The 24,635-nt window shown below is 37.8% G+C and carries 19 protein-coding genes; 8 read left to right on the top strand and 11 right to left on the bottom strand.

The features are described from left to right. Nucleotides 1-298: 298 nt before the first annotated feature. Genes D1839_RS00575 through D1839_RS00565 form a run of 3 tightly spaced genes read right to left on the bottom strand, consistent with a single transcriptional unit; the run spans nucleotide 299 to nucleotide 3,863 of the window. Complete coding sequence (locus tag D1839_RS00575) at nucleotides 299-2,188, bottom strand: PTS fructose transporter subunit IIABC (protein ID WP_120377947.1); 1,890 nt, start codon at nucleotides 2,186-2,188, stop codon at nucleotides 299-301. 11 nt (nucleotides 2,189-2,199) lie between these two features. Continuing rightward, nucleotides 2,200-3,114 carry a 1-phosphofructokinase gene (pfkB, locus tag D1839_RS00570; RefSeq protein WP_120377946.1) on the bottom strand — a complete coding sequence of 305 codons (915 nt, stop codon included), beginning with the start codon at nucleotides 3,112-3,114 and terminating at the stop codon, nucleotides 2,200-2,202. Then, a complete protein-coding gene (locus D1839_RS00565; protein WP_120377945.1) occupies nucleotides 3,111-3,863 on the bottom strand; it encodes a DeoR/GlpR family DNA-binding transcription regulator in 753 nt (250 codons plus the stop codon). Before D1839_RS00565 ends, pfkB begins: the two co-directional genes overlap by 4 nt. Nucleotides 3,864-4,591: 728 nt before the next feature. Here D1839_RS00565 and D1839_RS00560 point away from each other — a divergent pair. From D1839_RS00560 to D1839_RS00550, 3 genes are all read left to right on the top strand, one after another. Beyond that, the gene (locus tag D1839_RS00560; protein WP_120377944.1) at nucleotides 4,592-6,175 is read left to right on the top strand and encodes a Vga family ABC-F type ribosomal protection protein; all 1,584 of its coding nucleotides are present in this window, start codon (nucleotides 4,592-4,594) and stop codon (nucleotides 6,173-6,175) included. Nucleotides 6,176-6,848: 673 nt separating this feature from the next. After that, nucleotides 6,849-7,271, top strand: a complete 423-nt coding sequence (locus tag D1839_RS00555) for a MarR family winged helix-turn-helix transcriptional regulator (RefSeq protein ID WP_120377943.1) — start codon at nucleotides 6,849-6,851, stop codon at nucleotides 7,269-7,271. A 16-nt stretch (nucleotides 7,272-7,287) separates the two neighbouring features. Next, a complete protein-coding gene (locus D1839_RS00550; RefSeq protein ID WP_120377942.1) occupies nucleotides 7,288-7,890 on the top strand; it encodes an alpha/beta hydrolase in 603 nt (200 codons plus the stop codon). 371 nt (nucleotides 7,891-8,261) lie between these two features. On the opposite strand, the gene D1839_RS00545 is transcribed toward D1839_RS00550, so the two are convergent. Continuing rightward, on the bottom strand, nucleotides 8,262-9,215 hold the full coding sequence (locus D1839_RS00545) for a calcium/sodium antiporter (protein WP_120377941.1): 954 nt from the start codon (nucleotides 9,213-9,215) through the stop codon (nucleotides 8,262-8,264). A 624-nt stretch (nucleotides 9,216-9,839) separates the two neighbouring features. Here D1839_RS00545 and D1839_RS00540 point away from each other — a divergent pair. Beyond that, entirely contained in the window at nucleotides 9,840-10,637 is a 798-nt protein-coding gene (locus D1839_RS00540; RefSeq protein ID WP_120377940.1) for a DUF3891 family protein, read from the top strand. 108 nt (nucleotides 10,638-10,745) lie between these two features. On the opposite strand, the gene D1839_RS00535 is transcribed toward D1839_RS00540, so the two are convergent. Further along, the gene (locus D1839_RS00535) at nucleotides 10,746-11,837 is read right to left on the bottom strand and encodes a mechanosensitive ion channel family protein (protein ID WP_120377939.1); all 1,092 of its coding nucleotides are present in this window, start codon (nucleotides 11,835-11,837) and stop codon (nucleotides 10,746-10,748) included. A 509-nt stretch (nucleotides 11,838-12,346) separates the two neighbouring features. Continuing rightward, nucleotides 12,347-13,480 (bottom strand): radical SAM/CxCxxxxC motif protein YfkAB, encoded by a 1,134-nt coding sequence (gene yfkAB, locus D1839_RS00530; RefSeq protein ID WP_120377938.1) that lies wholly within the window; start codon nucleotides 13,478-13,480, stop codon nucleotides 12,347-12,349. 408 nt (nucleotides 13,481-13,888) lie between these two features. Here yfkAB and D1839_RS00525 point away from each other — a divergent pair, with 408 nt between their 5' ends. Continuing rightward, a complete protein-coding gene (locus D1839_RS00525; protein WP_199689869.1) occupies nucleotides 13,889-14,341 on the top strand; it encodes a nucleoside 2-deoxyribosyltransferase in 453 nt (150 codons plus the stop codon). A 176-nt stretch (nucleotides 14,342-14,517) separates the two neighbouring features. Here D1839_RS00525 and D1839_RS00520 read toward each other — a convergent pair whose 3' ends face one another. Then, complete coding sequence (locus D1839_RS00520) at nucleotides 14,518-15,267, bottom strand: EcsC family protein (protein WP_120377937.1); 750 nt, start codon at nucleotides 15,265-15,267, stop codon at nucleotides 14,518-14,520. Between the two features lie 115 nt (nucleotides 15,268-15,382). On the opposite strand from D1839_RS00520, the gene D1839_RS00515 reads away from it, so the two are divergent. After that, on the top strand, nucleotides 15,383-16,039 hold the full coding sequence (locus D1839_RS00515) for a GntR family transcriptional regulator (RefSeq protein WP_120377936.1): 657 nt from the start codon (nucleotides 15,383-15,385) through the stop codon (nucleotides 16,037-16,039). 309 nt (nucleotides 16,040-16,348) lie between these two features. Here the strand turns inward: D1839_RS00515 and brnQ are convergent, their stop codons facing one another. Then, complete coding sequence (brnQ, locus tag D1839_RS00510; RefSeq protein WP_120377935.1) at nucleotides 16,349-17,707, bottom strand: branched-chain amino acid transport system II carrier protein; 1,359 nt, start codon at nucleotides 17,705-17,707, stop codon at nucleotides 16,349-16,351. Nucleotides 17,708-18,041: 334 nt separating this feature from the next. On the opposite strand from brnQ, the gene D1839_RS00505 reads away from it, so the two are divergent. Further along, complete coding sequence (locus D1839_RS00505) at nucleotides 18,042-18,209, top strand: hypothetical protein (RefSeq protein WP_158589572.1); 168 nt, start codon at nucleotides 18,042-18,044, stop codon at nucleotides 18,207-18,209. A gap of 407 nt (nucleotides 18,210-18,616) precedes the next feature. Here D1839_RS00505 and D1839_RS00500 read toward each other — a convergent pair whose 3' ends face one another. The 3 genes from D1839_RS00500 to D1839_RS00490 form a co-directional block, all read right to left on the bottom strand. Further along, nucleotides 18,617-20,371, bottom strand: a complete 1,755-nt coding sequence (locus D1839_RS00500; protein ID WP_120377934.1) for an ABC transporter ATP-binding protein — start codon at nucleotides 20,369-20,371, stop codon at nucleotides 18,617-18,619. Nucleotides 20,372-20,968: 597 nt separating this feature from the next. Further along, nucleotides 20,969-22,573, bottom strand: a complete 1,605-nt coding sequence (locus D1839_RS00495; RefSeq protein WP_120377933.1) for an ABC transporter permease — start codon at nucleotides 22,571-22,573, stop codon at nucleotides 20,969-20,971. Between the two features lie 14 nt (nucleotides 22,574-22,587). Beyond that, on the bottom strand, nucleotides 22,588-23,469 hold the full coding sequence (locus D1839_RS00490; RefSeq protein WP_120377932.1) for an ABC transporter ATP-binding protein: 882 nt from the start codon (nucleotides 23,467-23,469) through the stop codon (nucleotides 22,588-22,590). 198 nt (nucleotides 23,470-23,667) lie between these two features. Between D1839_RS00490 and D1839_RS00485 the strand changes: the two genes are divergently transcribed. Then, nucleotides 23,668-24,240, top strand: a complete 573-nt coding sequence (locus tag D1839_RS00485; protein WP_199689868.1) for a TetR/AcrR family transcriptional regulator — start codon at nucleotides 23,668-23,670, stop codon at nucleotides 24,238-24,240. Nucleotides 24,241-24,635: the final 395 nt, after the last annotated feature.

The raw sequence follows: 24,635 nt of genomic DNA, 5'->3' as shown, positions 1-24,635 counted from the left end.
ATGCCGACGCCTGAGCGGCAAGCCCGTTTTTAGTCAGCCTTCCTCTTACAGGCGAATCGATGATGACTTATCGTAGGGCGATTCGTGAAGTTGCTTAGTTGCTGGGCGCTGAACCCGTGCGTGGCTATTCCGTTATTCCCTTATCCCAAAGCAACAAATTTTATGCTTTCTCTTATCTTGTAAGGAAAAACCCGAACTAATTCGAAATTCTAACTAAAGAATTTTGAATCATCGTTCGGGTTTTCTTTGACTAAAGTACTTTTAACCCGAGCTTTTCTTCCATATTCCATATTCATTCTTATGCCAGTTTCTTTTTCAACAAGCCTGCAAGCACTGCTGTAACTACAGATCCGACAATAATCGATGCTACATAAAGTAGAATAGAGATAAATCCACCCTCCACTAATCCGATAACAAATAGACCTCCATGAGGTGCTCGCAATCCTATATCAAATAGCATCGTCAGCCCTCCAGTAACAGCAGCACCAGCCATTACGGAAGGAATAACACGGGTTGGGTCTGCTGCTGCAAATGGAATGACACCCTCTGTGATAAAACAAGCACCTAATACATAGGAAGTTTTTCCTGCTTCCCGTTCTGTTTCCGTAAACTTATTTTTAAAAAGCGTTGTTGCCAGTGCCATACCGAGCGGAGGTACCATTCCAGCTGCCATAATAGACGCAATAAATGTGTAATTTCCGGCGTCCAGCATGGCAATACCAAACGTATAGGCAGCTTTATTCACTGGACCTCCGAGATCAAATGCCATCATGGCACCTAAAATGACTCCAACAAGTACTTGGTTCGTACCGCTCATCCCTTCTAAGAAAGAAGAAATAGCTGTATAAATTTGCGTTAGCGGTGGATTGATGGTCATCATAATGAGACCCGTTACTCCGATACTGATTAATGGATAGAATAGTACAGGTTTTAGTCCGTTTAATGCCTCCGGCAGCCCTGCTAATAATTTTTTAACAAATAATGTAATATAACCAGCAAGAAAACCAGCAATTAATCCACCTAAAAACCCTGATCCGCTAGCGCCTTCTACATCAGAAACGGTAATGGCAATTAACCCACCAACCATCCCAGGTGCAAATCCCGGACGATCAGCGATACTTGAAGCGATGAACCCTGCTAGTACAGGAACCATGAGGAAGAAGGCTTTTCCTCCACCTATTTCGTTTAACATAGCAGCAAAGGTATTATATTGCTCACTATCTGGATTACTGGACTGAATTCCCCAGAAAAAAGATAGCGCAATTAAAATGCCCCCACCAACGACAAATGGCAACATATTGGAAACACCATTCATGAGGTGTTTATAAAAACCATTTTTTATTCCGCTATCTTTTGCAATGTCTCTTGTTTGTTCTGCACGGTAAAGCGGAGCATCCTTTTGAATAGCTCGTTGTAATAAATCCTTTGCTTCATGAATGGCTTTTCCCACAGGAACTTGGATAACGGGCTTTCCATTAAAGCGGTCCATTTCAACTTTTGTGTCAGCAGCAACAATAATGGTATCGGCCTTTTCGATTTCTTCTTCGGTTAACCGATTTTTAACACCATCAGAGCCATTTGTTTCTACTTTAATTGCGACACCCATATCTTTTGCGGTTTCTGACAGTTTTTCTGCAGCCATATATGTATGGGCGATACCAGTTGGACATCCAGTTACAGCTAAAATATTGCTGGTTGCTTGTCTCTTTTTTTCACTGTTTCTTTTATCTAATTCTGCTTCCTTTTGATTCACAGCTTCCAGTATTTGCGCTGCATTGCTGGCATTTATTAGTTTAGTGCGAAACTGTTCATCCATAAGTAATGTAGATAGCCGTGATAATGCTTGTAAATGTTCATTATTGGCTCCTTCACTTGCTGCAATCATAAAAACCAAATGAGCAGGTTTCCCATCTAACGAGTCATAGGCAATTCCTGAAGCTGATCTACCAAATGCAATACTCGGTGTTTTAACAGCGTGTGATTTCGCATGAGGGATAGCAATACCTTCGCCAATCCCTGTCGTGCTTTGTTGTTCTCGTTGTAAGATTGCTTCACGAAAAGCTGCTTTGTCGGTTAATCGTCCCGCTTGATCTAGCTGATTAATTAATTCATCAATTACATCCTGCTTAGAAGAAGCTTCTAGATCAAGTAAAATAGTTTCTTTATTTAATAGCTCTGTGATTTTCATGTTTTCACATCCTATTCATATATGTTAATTGACACATTTTGGACTAATTTGTCCACAAGCGATCGTTCACATAAATCCTTACTAAAAGCTGTTGCACTACCTGCAGCCACCGCATAACGAAAAGCATCTGTTTTATGGTGATATGATAAACATCCAGCAATAAAACCAGCCACCATGGAATCGCCAGCTCCGACAGTATTTATTACGTCACCTTGTAACGGGTCAGCAACAGCAATCACATCATTGGAAAGATAAATAGCGCCATTTGCACCTAAGGATAGAACGACATGCTTGATACCATCTGCTATCAGTTGTTTTCCACAATATATCGCTTGATCTGTCGATGTGATAGTTGTTTGAAACAACTCTCCAAGTTCATATTCATTTGGCTTCACCAAATATGGTTTCGTTTTCATTAGATGCTGCAGTCCTCTTCCAGAAGTATCAACAACGAGGCGAACGTCTGCTTGTTTACATACTTTCGCTATTGCTACTAAAAATTCAGGTTCAATGCTATTAGGAATACTTCCTGCTAGAACAAACCAATCGTTTTTATTAAATTGTTTTATTTTTTCCAGAAGCGCTTGCTGCTGTTTTTTAGAAATGGTTGGTGCTGGACCGTTTAATTCTGTGGCTACATCTGCATTTACTTTGACATTAATCCTAGTCGTTTCCTTCGTTTGAATAAACTCGGATGTTATTCCTTCTTCTTTAAGTTTTTGAATAATAAAATCTCCAGTAAACCCGCCAATAAAGCCAAGTGCTTGAGACTCTATACCAAACCTTTTCAATACTCTGGAGACATTAATCCCTTTTCCCCCCGGATAAAAGTTCACCTGAGTTGCACGATTAAGCGCCCCTGCTTGAAAGGAAGGAAGATAAGTCGTGTAATCAACGGATGGGGTCATTGTGCATGTATAAATCATTTATCTGCCACCTTCAATATGGTTTCCTTACTAAATTGTTTTACATCTTCTCTAGAAAGCTTATCTGTTATTAAAGCAGCTTCCTGCAAATCCATTACTTTAGCAAAACTTATTTTGTTTTTTTTCGAATGATCGGCTAGGATAAATGTTTGTAACGCATGGTTGGACGCGGTTCGCTTTACCATTGCTTCTTCTGGATCAGGTGTCGTGTAACCTAACGAAATATGAAAACCATTAGCGCCTAAAAAACATTTATCAAAGCGATAACTGGAAATCGATTGAATAGCTTGTGCACCAACCAAAGCTCCTGTCTTCTCCTTAATATAGCCACCTGTAAGATAAGTTGAAATACCGTGTCTCATTAGCACTTCCACATGTGAAAGGCCATTGGTTACAACCACAATGTCTTTGTCTTTTACATATGGAATCATTTGAATGGTTGTGGTTCCAGCATCTAAAAATAAACAATCACCTTCATTAACAAGAGATGCTGCTAGTTGTGCAATTTCTAATTTTTCTTGAATGTTTTTGGATGATTTTTCTTTCAAACTGAATTCTTGTAATTTCCGCTCAGGTAAGATAGCACCTCCATGGATCCGCACCAATTTCCCCTGGGCTTCCAAATCTGTTAGGTCTCTTCTAACAGTTGATTCAGAAGCTTTTGTTGCTTCCATGGCGTCTTGTATTTTAATGGATTTCTTTTCATTTAATAATTGCATAATAATATCGTATCTATCTGCAGTTAGCATGTTTTAATCACTCCAAGCTTGGCTTATTTTTATCATACATTAAATTTCATTTAAAATCAATCGAATTCATTCAAAAACAACCAGCCTTATTTATTGGTTGTCTCTTAATTCTAAAGTATATGTATAGAATGGTATAGAGGAAATGAATGAACAAACGGATAGGGTTTTCATCCACGAATGATATATCACTTATGATGCTCCATTATTTATAAATTTTTAAATAAACAAAGTGGCCAAAAGCTACTACGTATGGAGGATAGACAATTCAGCAAAATTTTTATATAATGTAACCAATAAATAATGGAAAGGGTGACCCAATTACATGAAGTATTAATCCTATTTACTGAAATCATTTGATAAGAATGCTGCATCTCAACAGATATATGTCTGTTCAATTTTTGCATGCACTTACAAACATTTCAGAATAGGATGGTGCTCTATGTAATTGGTTTACACAATACGCATATCTCATTTTATGATCAGGATAAGTTCTTTGTAATAGAACTGGCATCCTGTTGATATGCGCATTTTTCAGACCACACTATGGAGGCCTCCTGTTCTGGAATCAACAGGAGGTCTTTTTGCATGTTAAGGAAACAGCAAACGTAACCTGAGGCATTTAATCGTTGCCGGAACGCACCATTTTTGCTGTATTCGAATCCATGCAATGAGGCATTTCCTCGGCTTGGAGTTAGCCAAGTATTCTAATCAGAGTAGGAGATGATCGGATGGGTCTATTATTAGAAGCAAGCAATATAACACATTTTATCAGAGATCGTAAATTAATCGCTACAGAGACATTACGTATCCACAAGGGGGATCGTATTGGTTTGGTTGGCAAAAATGGAAGCGGAAAGACGACACTACTGCAAATCCTTGCCCAAAAAAATACCGCAGAAACCGGAAAGATAACCCTATACGGTACGATTGAATTAGTGCCACAGCTAAAACAAATGAACACAACGAAAAGCGGCGGCGAAGTGACGCAGGCGTATATTAATACTGCGTTGGCTAGTAACGCCGATATCTTATTAGCTGATGAGCCAACTACAAACTTAGATACTTTCCACATTGAAAAAGTAGAAAAACAGCTACAAAAGTGGAAAGGCGCGCTTATTCTTGTTTCCCATGACCGTGAATTTTTGGATACATTGTGCACAAGTATTTGGGAACTGGAAGATGGCAGTATAACGGAATACAAAGGCAACTATTCCGATTACCAACAACAAAAAGAGCTGAAGCTATATCAGCAAGAACAAGCCTATGAAAACTACGTAAAAAAGAAAACACAGTTGGAAGAAGCGCTGGAATTAAAAGAGAAAAAAGCGCAGCGGGCAACAAAAAAACCAAAACAGACAAGCAATTCGGAAGCAAAAATAACAGGTGCCAAGCCTTACTTCGCCAATAAGCAAAAGAAGCTGAGAAAAGCCGCAAAAGCAATGGAGACGCGTTTGGAAAAACTGGAAAAAGTAGAAAAAGTGAAAGAAACGACTCCTATTAAGATGAACTTGCCCAATGAAGATGCAATTAACAACAGGAGAAGCCTTATACGTGTGGAAAATCTGGAAGGACAGATTGACCAACGGCTACTATGGAACAAAGTGAGCTTCCAAATAAAAGGTGGTGATAAAATCGCTATTATCGGAGCGAATGGAACCGGAAAAACAACTCTCATTAAAAAATTGCTACACCAAACAAAGCAAATTCACCACTCTCCTGCCATGAAAATTGGCTACTTCAGCCAAAATTTAGATGTACTGGATACAAGCAAGTCCATTTTACAAAATGTTAGTGACACATCGAACCAAACGGAGACATTAATTCGTACAGTTTTAGCTAGACTTCATTTCTACAGGGACGATGTGTACAAACAAGTCGCCGTACTTAGTGGTGGCGAGCGTGTAAAAGTAGCTTTTGCTAAACTATTTGTTAGTGATATTAACACACTCATTCTTGATGAGCCAACCAATTTTCTTGATATAGAAGCTGTAGAAGCTTTAGAAGAACTACTTGTAGATTACGAGGGTACTGTCTTATTTGTATCCCATGACCGCAGATTGATTCATACAGTTGCAACCCGCATCATGGCTTTTGAGGATCAGACGATAAAAATGTTTATGGGTACTTATGAAGACTATAAACAAGACACCAACGTTTCAAACCAAGATTCAACAGAACAGGAACTAATGGTCATTGAAACCAAAATTACCGAAGTACTTGGAAAGCTGAGCTTAGAACATTCGGAGCAATTGGAACAAGAATTCCAGGCTCTTATAGCAAGAAAAGGGGAATTACAAAGAACAAAGGCATAATCGCCTGTTTAGCACCGTAGCGAATGGAATGAATCAATTGAGATAAAAGAATCACGGTGAGGTGACGAACCGATGATGACTTATCGTAGGGCGATTCGTGAAGTTGCCTAGTTGCTGGGCGATGGAGCTGGACGCGGCTATCCGATTATTATCTTACGAAGAAAAGTCGCAAACTTGCTCTAGATACCTAAGGTGATATTGTAGTATACCTCATGCAATATCGCCTTTCATTCGTTAATAAAGGTTGGACATTGATAGAATGCTTCGTTAAAAAGCTAGCTTTTTTATTAGAGAGATATAAACTTTTATCAAAAATGAGTTTTAACAATTTCTGATTTTCACTTGCTTCATAACCTAAATTAACATAAAATTAATTATCAAATTAATTATCATTTTAATGTATTTGCAAGGTGTGATGTTCAGTTCCTGTAATACGATAGTAAGGAGCGGGTCTCTAAGTCTTTCTACCTCGAAAAACGTTTTAAACAGCCAAAATCCCCCTCTTTCATACAACATAATAAAGAATGTAACTAAATCAAAGTATAAAAACCGACCATTTCTACATAAAGCCTTTACATGGCCATTAAACTTTACATAGGAACAACAATCACTTATATTTAATTAATAATAAATGAATTAAAAACAGTTCATAAAATGAAGGGAATATACAACTATGAAAGAAAACCTATCATTAAAAGCGTTTGTCGTATTAATTAAAGCCTCAAAGGCGCTTCAAGAACATGTGATGGAAGATATCAAAAACTATGGAATGAAAACTTCTGAATTCACTATTCTTGAAACACTTTATCATAAAGGAAAGCAAACCGTACGTGAAATCTCTGACAGTGTTCTGATTAAAACAGGTTCGATTACTTATGTCATTGACAGACTCGAAGAAAAAGGGATGCTACTAAGAGAGCATTGTCATAAAGATCGTCGTGTCGTTTATATTGATATAACAGATGAAGGAAAAAAACTGATGGACGAAATCTTTCCTAAGCATCAGAAAGTGATTGAAGAATTATTTATGGATATTAGTGATGAACAGAAGCAAACCGTTATCGATGTGTTAAAGAAAATAGGAAAACGTTTATAGCAAGGAGGAACGTAAGATGAAACATATTTTTCAACAAGGAAGCGATTCTACAAAGCCAACATTGTTATTGTTACACGGTACTGGTGGGACAGAAAAAGATCTGCAGCCATTAGCAGCTAAAATTGATGAAACTTCCAATGTTCTAAGTGTAAGAGGAAATATACTTGAAAACGGTATGCCACGTTTCTTCAAACGGCTAGCAGAAGGCGTGTTTGATGAAGAAGATCTTATTTTTCGAACGAAAGAATTACATAGCTTTTTAGATGAAGCAGCTGCAAAATACAGTTTTGATAGAAACAACATCATTGCTATTGGGTATTCAAATGGTGCAAATATCGCCGCTAGTTTATTGTTCCATTACCAGGACTCTCTTCGTGGTGCGATTCTTCATCATCCAATGGTGCCACGAAGAGGAATAGAGTTACCCGAGCTAACGAAAAAAGACGTATTTATTGCTGCAGGGACAAACGATCCTATCTGCTCAGTTGACGAATCAGAAGACCTAAAACAATTGCTGCAAAACGCCGGAGCAGCTGTTCATTTACATTGGGAAAATCACGGGCACCAATTAACATTACAAGAGATAGAGGCGGCTGAAAATTGGTATCGAAAGTTATAAACTTCCTTAACATGATGTTATTACGTGTCCAATATGTCCTTTTTTAGCATAAAGTGAAGCTTCATTCAGTAAAATTTTTCTTTCATGAAATAGCAAGGAAACAGCTAAGCGCTTAAGTTCCATTGAAAAAGAAGCACAATTTTTCCGCGTGACATGCTTCCTGCGATCAGCACCCTATTTGACCGAACGAATTAGGAACGTAAATCCGTTAACTCACACTTGGATCTACGTAGTGCCTTCCGCTCTTAAAGCACGAGTAGTACGGCATCTTACATGGGGGATACTTGAAAAAACGAACATTCTACAACGAAAAGAACTGGACGCTATGGACTGACTGTTAGGAAGCATTCCAATATCCAGCTCTTTTTCGTTTAATTTCTAATAATGATATAGACCATATAAAGGATATATGCGACAACTAACACGAGACCCTCACGTTTTCCGATTCTAAAGTTCGTCCGCGAAAAGATCAGCAGTAATACTGTTAAAGCGATCATCATTATAATATCAACGATAATTTTCCCATTTACTTCAAGAGGTGTAATGACTGCCGAAGCTCCTAGGACAAATAAGATATTAAAAATATTACTTCCAACAATATTCCCTAAAGCAATTTCGCTCTCCTTTTTTAACGCAGCAGCAATCGATGTAACTAGCTCTGGTAGCGATGTTCCAATCGCAATAATTGTCAAACCGACAAGTGCTTCACTCATTCCCCAGGAATAAGCGATTTCTTTACCATTTTCTACAACCATTTGTCCACCGATAATAATGCCAGCAAGTCCAAGAAGAGTAATGAGAATATTTTTCCCCCATTTAACGTCTTGTACAACATCTGCTTCTTTTGAGTTCTCACGACTTTTTAACGCCACTTCAATGACATAGTACATAAATACAGACATAAACAGCAAAAAGATAATTCCATCACTTCTGGATATCGTATTTAAATTAAAGCCTTGCAATACCGTATCGCTAATTAATATTAACAGCGCGACACTTGCTAGCAATGTAAAGGGAATTTCTTTACGTATTGTTTCATTTTCCACCTTCATTGGAAATAATATGGTAGCTATTCCCACTACAAGCGTTAAATTAAAAATGTTACTTCCAATCACATTTCCCATGGAAACATCAGCGTTCCCCTGTATTGCGGCAATAATACTAACCGTTGCCTCTGGTGAGCTTGTACCAAAAGCGACAATAGTTAAACCAATTAGTATAGGTGGGATTCTTAGCAATCTGGCAATATTCGACGACCCATCCACAAAAAAATCGGCACCTTTTATTAATAACCCAAATCCAATAATTAATAATATATACGCCATGAACGTTTTCTTCCTTTTCTGTAAGTTAGTTTGTTTTCCCATCAAGCGAACAGAGAGCAATGATACATATAGAAATCATTCGAACTCAGCATCTATCCAAGAAGCAGCGCAGAATGCGATAAGTTGTGTAAACATTGTCAACCTTGTTTAGTCAAAGAGATACATGCTTGGATAAAATGCCCTCTATGCTATTGCAAGCATCTATTTCGACCATTAAGTAATCGCATATACTTGTTCATACCCTTATTTTTCCCATTTTAAAATAGCTACCATACATTTTAACGTATGGAAAGCAAAAAAGTTACAAAAAAGGTTTATTTTTTTCGCATTTCTGTGTAAGAATATAATATGAGAAGTTTGTGAGGAAAATACTGACAGGAGATTGTTTATCATAGTTGCTTACCTTTAAGAAAACATTGAAGAAAATAACATTTTTTCATGTACATCAGTAGGTAAATATATAGGTAAAATGGATATTGTAAAAGAACCCTGTGGTAAAATCAATTGCCACGTCCAACAAAATTTAGGATTGTTCACTTAGTGAAGTAAGATCATTTTTATAGTCACATGTTTTACATTACCTTAAATAAGGAATACATATATAATACATAGAAAGAGCAATAAATAACGTCAATTACTATAGTTTCATTTAAAAAGGAGGAACTTCCACTGATTATTCGCGAGCACCAAGATGGTTTTATTTTTATTGAACAGGATCAACATGCCCGACTATCCGGAAGTATGATCAAGCATTGGAACGAAGCCCATCTTCCGAACTCTCCGTTTCATTCTTCCATCATTTATGCTATTGATCAACATGATGTTGGCTGGAAACCCTTTGACCAAGAGCCGTTTTGGAATGACCAATCGCAGGCGCCATATAGCTTCACAGATTTTCCGAATCCAGCCAAGACGGTATTATATACAGCTGGAATTGAATCAGTAGAAGCAGTTGATGTATACGCAAGTTTATTATGCAGTGTACACTATACTCGTTTTCTGGAAAAAGACGCCTCCTCATATAGTCAACAATTTGTTGTTCAAGAAAAAAACCGACAGCACCGGATCATTCATTCTTTAGAGCATTTTGATGCGGCCGTTTTTGCTGTACATAGCAGTTTGCTACAGCTTTGCGATAACCTATCATTGTTTATTTGCCTCAATGAACCAGGGGAAAATAAACATCCCTTCTTTGTACATGGCATACCTTTATCTGCTGAATTGAGATATTTTACAAGCGACAAATTGGCAGTAACTTGGAAAGATAAACAGACGATTGCATTGTCAGAGTTTCCGTTTACAGCACCAGCGACCTTCACTTATCCTTATAAATGGGTAGCGAAAAGAGCTATCATCGAACAAGGGTTAATCCCTGCATATAAGCAAGTTCCTGTACAAGAAACAACCATTTCTTTTATGTAGATCACCCTTGTTGGGGGATTCCCCCATTCCCCATGGGCCCCTTTCTCTTATAGTAATCATTGGTCTGCACCTACCCATCTATTTTATTCACTTTGGAAGTCTGTTTCTCTACGCTTCCCCCTCTTTCTGATGTGCAAAATTAGCAGCTTCATTCGCTACAAATAATTTTTGAGTTGGCAAAGCAATGGTCACATGTTCTGATTCTAAAATTTCAAGAATCATCAAGTTAACTTCTTCCCTTATCTGTAGATATGCCCCCCAATCCGTTGTATTCGTAAAGAAGTATAAGAAAATATCTAAGCCATTTTCCTGATATTGATCAAAATGGACAAAAATCGTCTCCGGATGGATCGCATTATTTGCTTGAAGCTTCTGTTTAATTTGAGAAACGACCCTTTCTATTCTGTCACGTGGTGTATCATAGGTTAGTCGTAAATTAAACGTGATCTGCCGCTTGGTCATTTTACTCCAATTGGTGATCGATTCATTGGCCAATGTTGCATTCGGTACTGTAACGAGAGCTTGTGCAAATGTACGTATTTTTGTACTGCGAAAAGAAATATCCTCCACCGTTCCTTCTACACTCGGAGTTAAAATCCAGTCCCCAATCGTGAATGGCTTTTCCGTAATAATAATGATACCACCAAAAAAGTTCGCTAACGCATCCTTGGCAGCCAATGCAAAAGCCAACCCACCGATACCAAGCCCGGCAACAAATCCATTCACATCATAGCCAAATTCTTGCGCAATCATACTAAAACTGATTGCGACGATGACTATTCTGACTGCTTTTGATAAAAAAGGAATCAGAATCGAATCAATATTAAACTGAAATCTTTCATTAAGCTTAGCAAATAAGAGAGAGGACGAAGAAGATAAATGAAATAACCCCCAGCCAACCATAAAAATAATCGCAGAGCGAACCACTTTAAGGAAAAACGTATTGGTATGTTGGAAATATGGAAAGACCACCACAGCTAAATAGACACCTAAAATGACAAAGAGCCCCTGAATAGACCGCTCAAAGGAAGCACGTAACTGCACAAAAAATCCGTTCCATGTATGATTACTAACCTTTAATAACAATGCAAACAAATAACGCGTCACTAACTTGCGCGAAAGGAAAAAAGCAATAAAAATAAAAATCGCTAAACTAACATAAATTATTTTCTGATACGCCTGCAGAAACTCCCACAGCATAATACAACATTACCTCCACCATATAATGTCTGCTCTACTATGTATATAAGTAACCATGGCTAATTAGACATATATTATATAAAAACAATCGATTCATTTGCTCTTCTAGCTGGTCTGTTGCTAAGCACCTAAATGATAAAGAAATTATCACACTAAAAAACGCTACTCTTACAAGTAACGCTTATAAACGGATCCTCCCTATTTATTTCGATCGCAGGATGACGCCGAGTCTTTCACTTTTGAAGTGTTCAAGGGGGAAAGCACCTCAATATATGCTATACGACCCGTTGATCAGAGGCATACCCCAAAGAAAAAACGCAGCAGTGGCACGTGCACGCAGTAAAAAGATCTACCTTTATCAAGAACCCCTGTGTTTAGTTGCTCACTTCTATCAGCAAAGGCGGTAAACTCCCTAGCTTCACTTTTTCATTCATAAAAAGAAAAAATCAACGTGTTCAAGTTGATCGATAGACGGGGAAGAAATACCCCCAACTAATGAAACGCTTATTTTATCGATCAATCACTGCTTTTCGCTGTTGAAAGTCAATATCTTTGTAATACGTATTTTTCACTAATACATTTGGTCCGAGACATTTCACCGCAAGACAATGACAATGAAGTGATTTCGCTGTTTCTGTCTCCATCCATCGCTCATAAGCCTTAGGCAAAGAAGATGTTTGAATATTGCCGAGCTTCGGTTCATCACCGAAATCCGTTACAATAATATCACCTGAGAATATATTGACATTTAAACGAGAGCGTCCATCCGGATCATTCCTTACTGAAACATGCTTTTCTTTAAATAATCGCTTCTGTAATTCTAAATCAGCTTGCGATGAACTGCAGGGATAGAATGGCAATGTACCAAATAACATCCACACTTCAGAATTACGATGATCGAGTAATCGTTCTATTCCTGTACGGATTTCTTCCAAAGACAATGTTTCTAGATTACTAGCAAAATCAACAGGATACATCGGGTGAATCTCATGTCTAGCACATCCCATCTCTAAGACGTGATCATGAATACTTTCCAAATATGGATATGTACGCCGGTTCAACATGGTTTCAGCTGATACCATGACACCTTCATTGGACAAACGCTGCGCATTTTCTACCATTCTCGTAAAATATTTCTTTCGGTTTTCTAACGAAGGCTTGTGCTCCATTCTCGCAAAACCCGTATCCGCAAACTCCTCCGCTGTTCCCCAATTATGGGAAATATGTAACACATCTAAATATGGAATGATCTCCTCGTATCTGCTATATGGCAATGTCAAATTTGAATTGATTTGTGTTTTCACACCTCGGTGATGTGCATAACGAAGTAGCGGTACAACATAATCACGGACGGATTTTTTCGACATCATTGGTTCCCCGCCTGTTATGCTTAACGTACGCAAATGAGGAATTTCATCAAGTCTTTTCTCCAACAATTCGATGGGCAATGCATCTGGGTCTTTCCCTTGCAATGTGTAACCAACAGCACAATGGGCACAGCGCATATTACATAGCGTTGTGGTTGTAAATTCAATGTTTGATAATGTCATCCTTCCATGCTGTTCCACATCTAAATAAGCCTCCCAAGGATCATTTTGAGGTGTAGGCTTACTTTTGGTAATGCTATTATACTGTTTACTCATTTTAACTACTCCTATCTTATAACTCCTTTCATAAGTATGAATAAAGGTTAGGGCTTATGTCAACGCAAAAAGCTATGTAACTTTAATTAATATATAAGTAGAGAATCTCTTTATCAAGGTTGTTACCGATTTGAAAAAGAATAAGGACTGGAAATTTTATTGGTTGAGATGATTCCAAAGACAATTTCCTATTACATTTAAACTGATTGGTGTATTTTTACGACGATGCCTTCCATTATGATTAGATAGGACAAAAAATTTAAAAATTAATGCTTTACAGTATACCTAAGATGCGCTAAATTAATTATTGTACGTAAACTCTCTATGAAGCAATACTGAAAAACATGATAAGTAAGGACTTTTTTACATAAAAAACTCTCCTTTCTTTAAAGTTAACACAGGATATAGATGAATCCAAAGACAGAGATTACAAAAGCAAGGGTATACCTAGCGTCTCCATTTTTCAATGATGAACAGGTTGAGAGAGTAAAAAGAGTTGAGCAAGCATTAGAAACTAATCCTTTTGTTGAAGCTTATTTTTCTCCTAGAAAGGAACAACTTGACTCTCTTCCTTTTGGCTCTTCCCAGTGGGCTAATGCTGTTTATCAAAATGATATAAAACATATTGATTGGGCTACTCATGTTGTTGCTGTAATTGATTATGATGGAGAAACTTTCTTGCATGGTGAAAGACATGGGCACGTTGACTCAGGAACAGCTATGGAGATTGGTTATGCTGTAGCTAGCGGAAAGCCAGTGATCTTAGTCCATGAAAAAGGAGGCATTGTCAATTTGATGCTGTCAGAGAGCTGTCAAGCTTACCTGACTCGTGCTGATTATGTTATTGAGTATAACTTTTAAACAAGCCGAAGATGCCGTATAAGGGCGGCTATATTTGTTTTAGCGGAAAGCTCTAGACAATTAGAATATTAGTAAGAAGGCCTTTGTTCTACTATAGGAAAGTATAAGATTTTTTGGTTTATAGTATAAATAAAACAAAGGCTTCCGTCATAAGACTTGACGATAAGCCAAGTTTTTTAATTGTTCCCATTTTTAATCATTTCAGTTTCATCACCTGGTATCTTCAACAATCTTAACCTGTATGCGTTCATCGCCGTCTCTCCCAATTGATCTAGTAAATTGTAGTTGGCATAAGCACCTACTATGGCACCAAAACCTGGAACCATTTGCAACAATTTAATCAGGTCTATATAATCGCGGTATGTTTGTTGAAAAACATGCCAATCCATTTCTACCAGTTTCTGCTTTTCTTGCTCCCAATTTTCAATAATGTCCATGGTTTGCCTTCGCGTCTCATCATTCGAAAAAGCAAGTTGAAAGACGTGCAAAATAAATAAGCGCTCTTCGTACTCTTTTGTATTAAAACCGTAAATAGCTGCAGTTTCGAATAAAAATTTTACCTTTATAGATAATAGTAATGGAAAATCAGCTAAACCAAGAAATATTCCCCCTGCACCAGTACCTGCTCCTTCAATGGTAGCTGTCTTCCGGTAAGTTACTAATTTTTCTTTCACTAGTTCATCCTGCTTATATAAGCTCTTTTCTAGAATCATTGACTGTTTTGTTGTCAGCTGAGACCCTGCTAAAATGGCTTTTACCATATTTTTAATACTCTCTGTAATGAAGCGTTGTGCTTTTGCAGGAATCCAACTATTTATTTTCGTTTGTGCTTTTTTAGAGACTTGGTTAAATAAGTTAGGTTTTTGATACATCTTCTTTCTCCACCGTGATAGTTCATGCTGCACCGTTTTTTCATAGGAATCCATTTAACCGCCTCCTTCAAATAAAACAACACTAATATATTGTATATTTCCATGGTTCCTTATTTTATTGTATACTATTTATTATACAAGAAATTTATTCGATAAAGGGGGAACAGAGATGCCAATACCTGCAAATCATTCCAAACCTGTTCGACAATCAGCAAAAGAAAGCGCATATACTCAAATTCAACAATGGATTATAGATGGTACATTGCAGCCAGGGGAGAAACTGAATGACTCAGAGCTAGCCCAAGCATTGGGTATTAGCAGAACTCCAGTTAGAGAATCGTTACAATTATTGGAAACAGAAGGTTTTGTGCAAATGTTTCCTGGTAAGGCGACACAGGTAACCGAAGTGGAAAAAGAATCTATGAAAGATCTGCTTCCACCTTTAGCAGCTTTACAAGCCTTATCTGCTGAATTAGCGATTGAAAATTTAACCAGTGATATCCTGACATTACTCGAGAAAACAAACGACAGATTTGCAAAAGCGATTCATTCTGAAAATTACTATGCAGCATTAAAAATTGATGAAGAATTCCACCAAATCATTGTCGATACTGCAAACAACCCTTATATTCATCGAATCGTTGCCCATTTGCAAGCGCATGTTAGACGATTATTTTTTCATAATTCCATTATCTTAACAGAAAAGTCCATTGAAGAACATGCTCAAATTATGGAGCTGATGAAGGAAGGGGAAACAGACACATTATCACATATCATGAAAGAAAATTGGTTACGAACAATTGACGAAATCGAATCTTTACAATAACTATGGTCATGAGACTCAACATAACGTGTATCTATACCTGACAAAGGCGTAGTCAACTGTAGGCTCCCCAGCTTTAACGCAACAATGGAAAACTTGGCTCACGCCAAGCCTTCAGGTGCACATAGTCATCTAGTGTACTTTGATTCGAACATCAGGAATTTACCCACCACGTTTTTATCTCTCCTTATGCACATAATTTTATGAATTTTTCCTGTAACTATTTTATCCCATTTCAATATATAAGCTTGAAGAAGCGTCAAAAAAGATCCGCTTGCGTTTTTCAAGCAGATCCTTTTTGACGTACCTCATTTAAGAAGCGTGTACTGTAGAAGCTTTTTGGACTCGCAATACAGTCCCTGAAATAATCAAGACGATCAATGCTGGGATTAGCCATCCGAGCCCCTCATTATAAAGTGGCAATACTGATTTATAAAAAGAAATAACGGGCTTCAACCATGGAAAATATGCTATTCCTAATGAATCACATAACGATTTCAATCCATCAATCAAACTAATGCATAACGTCACTAACGTTACAGAAATATAAACTGCTCTTTTATGATTAAATAATGGCGACAAAAACGCTAGTAACATTAATACGATCGCAAGTGGATACAACAGCATTAAAACTGGAATGGAATACGTAATAATATTTGTTAATCCGAAATTCGCAATCGTAAACGTAACTATTGTAAACAGAAAAACAAATTTCCGATAGCTTAACTTTGGATACAAAGAATGAAAGTATTCCGAACAAGCTGTCGTCAAACCGATACTCGTTGTTAAACAAGCTAACGTAATAACGATGGCTAATAATACCATTCCAAATGTTCCAAAATAATGCGTTGCAGCACTGCTTAGGACTGCTCCCCCTGTTTCAAAAATACCATAAACACCAGTACTTGTTGCCCCTAAATAAGCAATCCCAATATAAATGGCGGCAAGTAAAGCAATCGCTACCGATCCAGCTTTAGCTGTTGTTCGTATTATTTCCGTTTTTGACGTAACACCAAAGGAGCGTATAGCCTTAATAACAATGATCCCAAACACTAGTGATGCGAGTGCGTCCATCGTGTTATATCCTTCTAAGAATCCTTTTAAAAACGGTCCATTCAAATAGTTTCCCTGAGGTACTTGAGGATTTCCCATTGGCTTGGCAACGACCATCGTTAACAAAATGAGAAGGAGAATAACAATTCCTGGTGCCAATAGTTTACCAACATAGTCGACAATTTTTGCCGGGTAAAGTGAAAACAGCATGGTTATCACAAAGAATAAAAAGGAAAATAAAAATAATCCGATTTGTGAGAATTCTTCAGTCATAAAAGAAGAAAATCCAACATCAAAGGCAACAGTTGCTGTCCGCGGTGCTGCAAAAAACGGTCCAATGGTTAAATACAATAAAGATGTAAACAGAACACCATAAACCGGATGAACTCTGCCAGCTAAATCTTGCAAGCTTTCACTTCCAGAGAAACTCATAGCTAAGATACCTAATAAAGGAAGCCCTACACCTGTAATTAAGAATCCGGTTACCGCTTGCCAGACATTGTCCCCAGCAAGTTGACCTAGTTGTGCAGGAAAAATTAAATTACCAGCTCCGAAAAATAGTGCAAATAACATAACGCCTATTGCTAGATAGGTAGAAAAAGATAATTTGTTATTCATATATGATGTTCGCTCCCGATGTTAGAATTGTAAAGATATTAAAATAGCACAAAATGATATGCAATATATCGCTGATGACATACATCATACTATTTTTTCGACAAACATGCAATATATTACTTAAATTATTTCAACATTTCGACTTAAAATAATACATTTGTCACACTTTAGTAATTATTCACTTATTTATCGGGCTTTTTATTATCCTTTACTGGTAAAAGTAAGGGACGTATAGTTCCAAAACAGTCGATTATTTTTACACTTTATTTTTGGAAGTACCAACCCATTTTGCTATAATTTAATATATGAAGTTCAATAAACGGAGGCTCTTTTTATGAACAGCAAACATACCATTCAAGTTATGATTGTAATGACTGTGGCAATCGTGGCTTTCCTATCGTTTTACTCTATTGAAAATCGCAGTTTAACTGTTTGGATAATTGTTGTAACTGGAGGGATACTTTCATTTGTCGGCAGGAAATTGGAAGCAAATACGGAATGAGGCTGGAGCACAACTAAATGGTCAGCTTCAATGGCAAATGATTGCAACGTACGTGTTCATTTAAAGAACAAAGGCGCAGAGCGCCCGTTTCGTTTATCGACGTAGTGAATGGAACGAAGCAACTAAAGTTTTAGGAATCACGGTGAGGTACGAACCAATGATGACTTATCGTAGGGCGATTTCGTGAAGTCGCCTAGTTGCTGGGCGCTTAAGCCGGACGTGGCTATTCGATTATTTTGGTATTCCCAAGCACCTTATTTTATACGCTCTTATCTTGTAGAAAAACCCAAACTAATTCTAATTATAAAGTTCGGATCCTTCTTAGACTACTATACTTTTTTGTCCTACCATTTTTCATACGTTTCAAATCTATTACTACACACTCAAGCACAGCAATCCTGGAACAGTTACTGCGCATTATCTCCACCATTGGTCAGTTGCTGCTCGGCAAATTCACGATATAAAGCATGCTGCTCAAATAACTCTTCATGTTTTCCTGCTCCTGTTACTTTACCATTTTCAATAAAAATAATTTTATCTGCATGTACAATAGTAGCTAATCGATGCGCGATGACAAAGGTTGTTCTTCCATGCATTAGTTTCGTTAAGGCTTGTTGTACTATTTTTTCTGATTGACTGTCTAAGCTTGCGGTGGCCTCATCCATCATCAAAATTCGCGGATCCCTTAAAAAAGCTCGAGCAATATTAATCCGCTGTCGTTGCCCGCCAGATAATTTAATCCCCCTTTCCCCTACTTTCGTATCTAATTGATCAGGAAATTCAGCAATAAACTCAGCAGCATACGCCATTTTTGCAACTGCCCATAGCTGATCATCTGAAATATCAGCAACCTCCGCTAATCCGTAGGTTAAATTTTCACGAATGGTCCCTGCCATCATTGCACTCTCTTGAGAAACATAGCCTATTTGCCTGCGCCAATCTTTAAGTGAAATCGCTTGAATTGATTGATCACCAATTAAAATATCTCCAGACGTAGGCTGATAAAACCTTTCCAACAAACCAAATAAAGTTGTTTTCCCCCCACCACTTGGTCCAGCAAAGGCAATCATTTCACCAGGTTTAGCGGTAAACGATATATCTTCTAATACCTGTTCTTTCTCCTCATAAGCAAAGGAAACATGCTGTACATAAATCGGTTGGTCTGTAATTTGCTTACGAATACCTTCCTGTCCAGCTTCTTCAGGCAAATGCAGGATAGAAATAATTCTTTCTGTTGCGCCTTTTGCTTTTTGCAATTGGGTAAAAAACATAGCGAACGTCGTAATCGGCATGACAATTTGAAAAAGATAAAGCAAAAAGGCTACTAATGAACCTGTTGACATTGTTCCATTCGCTACGCGAATCCCCCCGTAACCGATAATTACCACGACTACCGCCATGACGATGAAATACATGATTGGACCGATTAATGCGAAGATTTTTGATTCTTTTAAGCCAAGTGTAAGAAGCTTTCTTATCCCTTGCGTACCTTTTTTAGCTTCATATGATTCTGCAGTTGAGGCTTTCATGAGTCGAATTTCACTTAATGTTTGTTGAATGCTGCCTGTAAAAGTTGCTGTTTCATCCTGCAAACTACGCGAAATCGAAGCCATTTTCCTTCCAAGTGGAACCATTAAGATGATAGTTATAGGAACGGAGATAAGCATTATGAGCGTCATTTTCCAATCCATAATCAGTAATATCGTTACGGCGCCGATAATGGAAATAATCCCACTGATAAATTGTGGGAAATGCTGTGAAATAAGGTCTTTTACGATCCCAGTATCGTTAACAACACGACTGACTAATTCGCCACTCCTCGTCTTATCAAAATAGCTAACTGGCAACCGAATAAGTTTTAACCACATCCGCTCACGTAACCGCGCAACGATTTTTTGCCCAACTGCAGCTAATAAGTATGTAGAGACACCATCGATGAGGGCTTGCAAAATAAATACAATGCCGATCACAGCTACTAGCGTCCAGCTTAAAGAGGCTATTGAAAAACCATCAACGAGTTCTCTTGTCAGCAATGGGATACTCAGACCAACGATGGTTGTAATCACACTTCCCACTAGCCCAATAATAAGCGCCCACTTCGGTATATTGGTCGATCGAATTAATGATATAAAAGGTTTAAAACTATGCTTATTATTTCCCATAAAATAACACTACCTCCATTGCCATTAGTTGCCTCTTTTTATTCATTATAAAGGAAAAGAGAAATGATGGATATAAACTGCACCTATTATCGGCTTATTTACCTGTAACCTACTGTACAAGTACGTTTTTGAATACCAGAAAATCAAAATGGTATGCCTCCAATCTATTCCATTGATAGTATATCCTATGACGTAAAGTCATACGCAATAGTAATTTTTTAGCATACATTAAAAAATCGTAAGTTGTTTTATGATTAGTTCGTAAGCTAATATGCTCTGGTTTTTCATGGTATATGCAAAGAATAGGATTCGTGCTTTTTTGTTTGGTTTATAATAGCAAGTCCCATGGCAACCACAGTGGAAAAAACAGATAAGGCACGACCTTTATGGTTTTGGCGCACGTCCCTCCTCACTTGGACGATCCCTTTTATACTTTGAGGCACAACTTCCTTACTTCGACGCGCGACTTTAAAACAAAGGTAACTTTCAATATTACATCGACTTCTCCCTGAAAAGAACCATACAATTTTACTAAGACCACTGAAAAATCATCAGATTTACAGTGGTCTCTATCCCAAAGGGGTTCCTTATGTATTACTACCCTTCCATATTACGATTTCTATACCCGATAAATCCAATCCACGTAAAGCCGACAGCAATCGTAGTTAGAATCAAGGCCACGTCCCAGTTCATGGCTTCAATTGGTAATTGTGATATGTGCCCGTATGGAGACAGTTTTATCATCCATTCTGGAAATCGAATTAGATTCCCTAAATAGACCATGATAAATGAATAGATCAAATAACCCCAAATCCAATTTGTAAATTTACCAGAAACCCCGATCAATGTGATCGTAACCCCAAGCATGACCCAAACAGCAGGTACATATACAAGTGCTGCTTTATACACGACAGCAAACTCCAGTCCATCTTCTATAACTGCTGTTCCAGCACTCCATAAACCAACTGCAGTAAGAGATAGCATGACGAAAGCTACGATAAATGCAATGACTAGTGCACTCCCTAACAACCTGTGACGAGATACGGCACGGCTAAAAAAATGTTCGATACGCTGTTTTTTCTCCTCACTAACAACCTTTAACATTGCCATTAATACCGGAATCGTACTGAACATTGCCATAATACTCATAAGCATAGCAATAAATTGTTCGGTTAACGTATATCCTGCAACAGGCGTTAACATCTCTTGCATAATATCCACATCAGCAAAAAAAGATTCTAAATCCCCTAGTACCGATCCATAGGATGCACCAATAACAAACAAACCGATTGCCCATGCAATGATTGTCGTGCGCTGGATTCGAAAAAGTAAACCTAAAGGTGTAGTTAAAAATTTAGATGCCTGCTTTTTACCAGGTTTTGACGTCAGGAAGCCAGCTCCCATATCTCTAATATGATTTAAGTAGAAAGCAAGCAGCCAAATCAGGAGTGCTACCCCAAAAGTTAACAGCATCGGCCACCAATCATTCGTTACATACACTTTTCCACTTAAAATCCAACCTAAAGGAGAAAGCCAAGACAGTGCTTCGTTGCTAACATCGCCCATAGCACGAATCATGTAGGCAATGCCTAAAACTAAAAATGCTAATCCGTTAGCCCCTCGCGAACTTTCAGATAGCTGTGCAAATACTGCTGTCACAGCAGTAAAAAAATATCCAATTGCACCAAGCGAAGCTCCATATAATAACGAACCTTCTAAATCCATACTCTCAATGCCAAGCGCAAACAGCCCTACACCTGTGAGTAAGGCCAGTAGTAGATTCGTAAAAAAAGCTAAGTTCATTACAGCCATAAGATTAGCTAAGCGACCTGTAGGCAACGATCTCATTAACTCCATTCGTCCGTCCTCTTCTTCTGCCCGTGTATGGCGCGTTACTAATAATATACTCATAATAGCTACGACAATTGCTGTAAATAAAAGCATTTGGTGAGCCATCATTGCCCCAAATGTATAATTAGCTAATCCATATCCTTTTCCAACCATCGCCGTCATAGCTGGATTGTGCATAGTCTCAGCAATTGCCTGTCTCTCCGCCTTGTTATCATATAGATCCGTAAAAGATACAGCAATAACCAACGTGATAGCAACAAGAAATATGATCCAAACCGACATTCGTAATCGGTTTTGTCTAGCAAGAAAGCGCAACAGCTTTCCCGTGTTTTTAAATAATAAACCAGTCATGGTTATCACCCCTTTCATTGCCCTTCATAATGGCGCATAAACAAGTCTTCTAAAGTAGGCGGAGCGCTTTCCAACTTGACAACTCCAAACGTGCTTACATAGCGAATAATTTGATCCAAATTTTCTGTATCCACCTGGAATGAAACTTCCACTCCGTCCCTTTTTATCTCATGGACTCCTTTTTGCTCATCTAGCTTGCTGATTGGCTCTTTCGTTTCCACTAGTAAATTCGTCCTCGTTAAGTGGCGCATATCACGGAGAGAACCTGTTTCTATTATTTCACCCTGTCTAATAATCCCAACTCGGTCACATAGCTTCTCCACTTCAGATAATATATGGCTCGATAGTAGGACACTTTTTCCTGCTTCTTTCGCTTCCATTACACAAGTTTGAAATACATTCTCCATTAACGGATCAAGTCCAGATGTAGGTTCATCTAATATATACAAGTCTGCATCTGAGGAAAACGCAGCGATTAAAGCAACTTTCTGCCTATTTCCCTTTGAATAGGTACGGCATTTCTTCGTAGGATCCAACTCAAAACGCTGTATAAGCTCCTCTTTACGATGATTGTTGATACCACCACGTAATTGTATAAATAAATCAATTACTTCACCGCCAGTTAAGTTCGGCCAAAGATGAACATCCCCTGGCACATAAGCTGTTCGCTGATGGATCGCAACTGCATCCTGCCAGGCATCCTTTCCAAAAATCCGTACATCCCCACTAGTCGCTCTTAAAATCCCTAAAAGAACGCGAATTGTCGTTGATTTCCCAGCCCCATTCGGTCCAATAAAACCAAATACTTCTCCTTCATTTACCTCGATGTTTACTTGATTCAAGGCTGTAAATTTCCCAAAACGCTTGGTTAAGTCTTTCGTTTGTAGCACGGTCATTTTTTATCCTCCTTTTTAAAGGCCTTCACGGCAATCCAACTATATGATATGAAATATTTTAAATGATATAATTCATATTATATATTTTTTGATCTTTACGCAATAGGATTTGAAATATTTTCATTGTTATATTACATATTTTTTATTAAACTAGGGTTGAGGTGAAATACATTGGATGGTTTTCAAAGAAGACGTGAAATGAAAAAGACACAAATTTTACAAGCAGCACTAGATCTATTTATGGATTATGGCGTACAAAAAGTATCCATGAAAGAAATTGCTACCAAAGCAAATGTTTCTCAAGTTACCATTTATAATTATTTTGTTGGTAAAGACAATCTTATCGATGAAGTTATTAAATATTATATTGACCGCGAGCTAAAAAATTTTGAACAGTTAATAAATAGTAATCAAACCTTCCCCGAGAAAATTAAAGCGATTATTTTTATTAAGAGCGAAACAGCGAAACAAATAAACGAAAACTTTTACCAAACACTTATGAAAAAATACAACAGTAAAGCTAGCTATATTCAGGATGTATACGCTAAAAAAGCAGTTCCGATGATGATGGGTTTCTTTGAAGAAGGAAAAAAACTAGGCTATATTGATTCCCAAATATCAAACGAAGCAATATTTACGTATTTGCAAATTTTTCAGGAGGCATTTCAACGAGAAGAAATATATCGGCATATTTTGCCTATCACAGAAGACTTTACCAGGCTTGTATTTTATGGCATTGCTGGCGATAATGGAAAAGCAGAAGAGCAATAATCCCAAATATGTGGCTTGCTCTCCTGCTTTTTATGTGAAATTTTTAGTGCGTGGATGAGTATACTATGCAGATAAGGTTAAATTGTGAGTGGTGCTGTACGCCTTTCTCGCTTCGATAAGCCATGCCATTTTTTTAGTTTGGCGAACTCCTGCCCGTTTCAATTAGTAACTTAGCAGCTTCTCCCAAAGACTTTCCAGCTTGAACATGTTCTTACATCACTTGCTCGACATACGAGGCAACATGTTTCAGATATACAGATAGATCACGAATAGAACGTAACATGTACAAATTCTAAACGACGATGACCATATTCGTTATCCCCCAAGCACCTCATTTTATACTTCCCATCTTTTAAAATAAACCGAACAATTGATGCTCCTTATTTTTTTCATTA

Origin of the sequence: Roseburia sp. 1XD42-34 (genome assembly GCF_009917385.1) — a bacterium.
Taxonomy (GTDB): domain Bacteria; phylum Bacillota; class Bacilli; order Bacillales; family Amphibacillaceae; genus Virgibacillus.
This window is presented reverse-complemented; position numbering and strand designations above follow the sequence as displayed.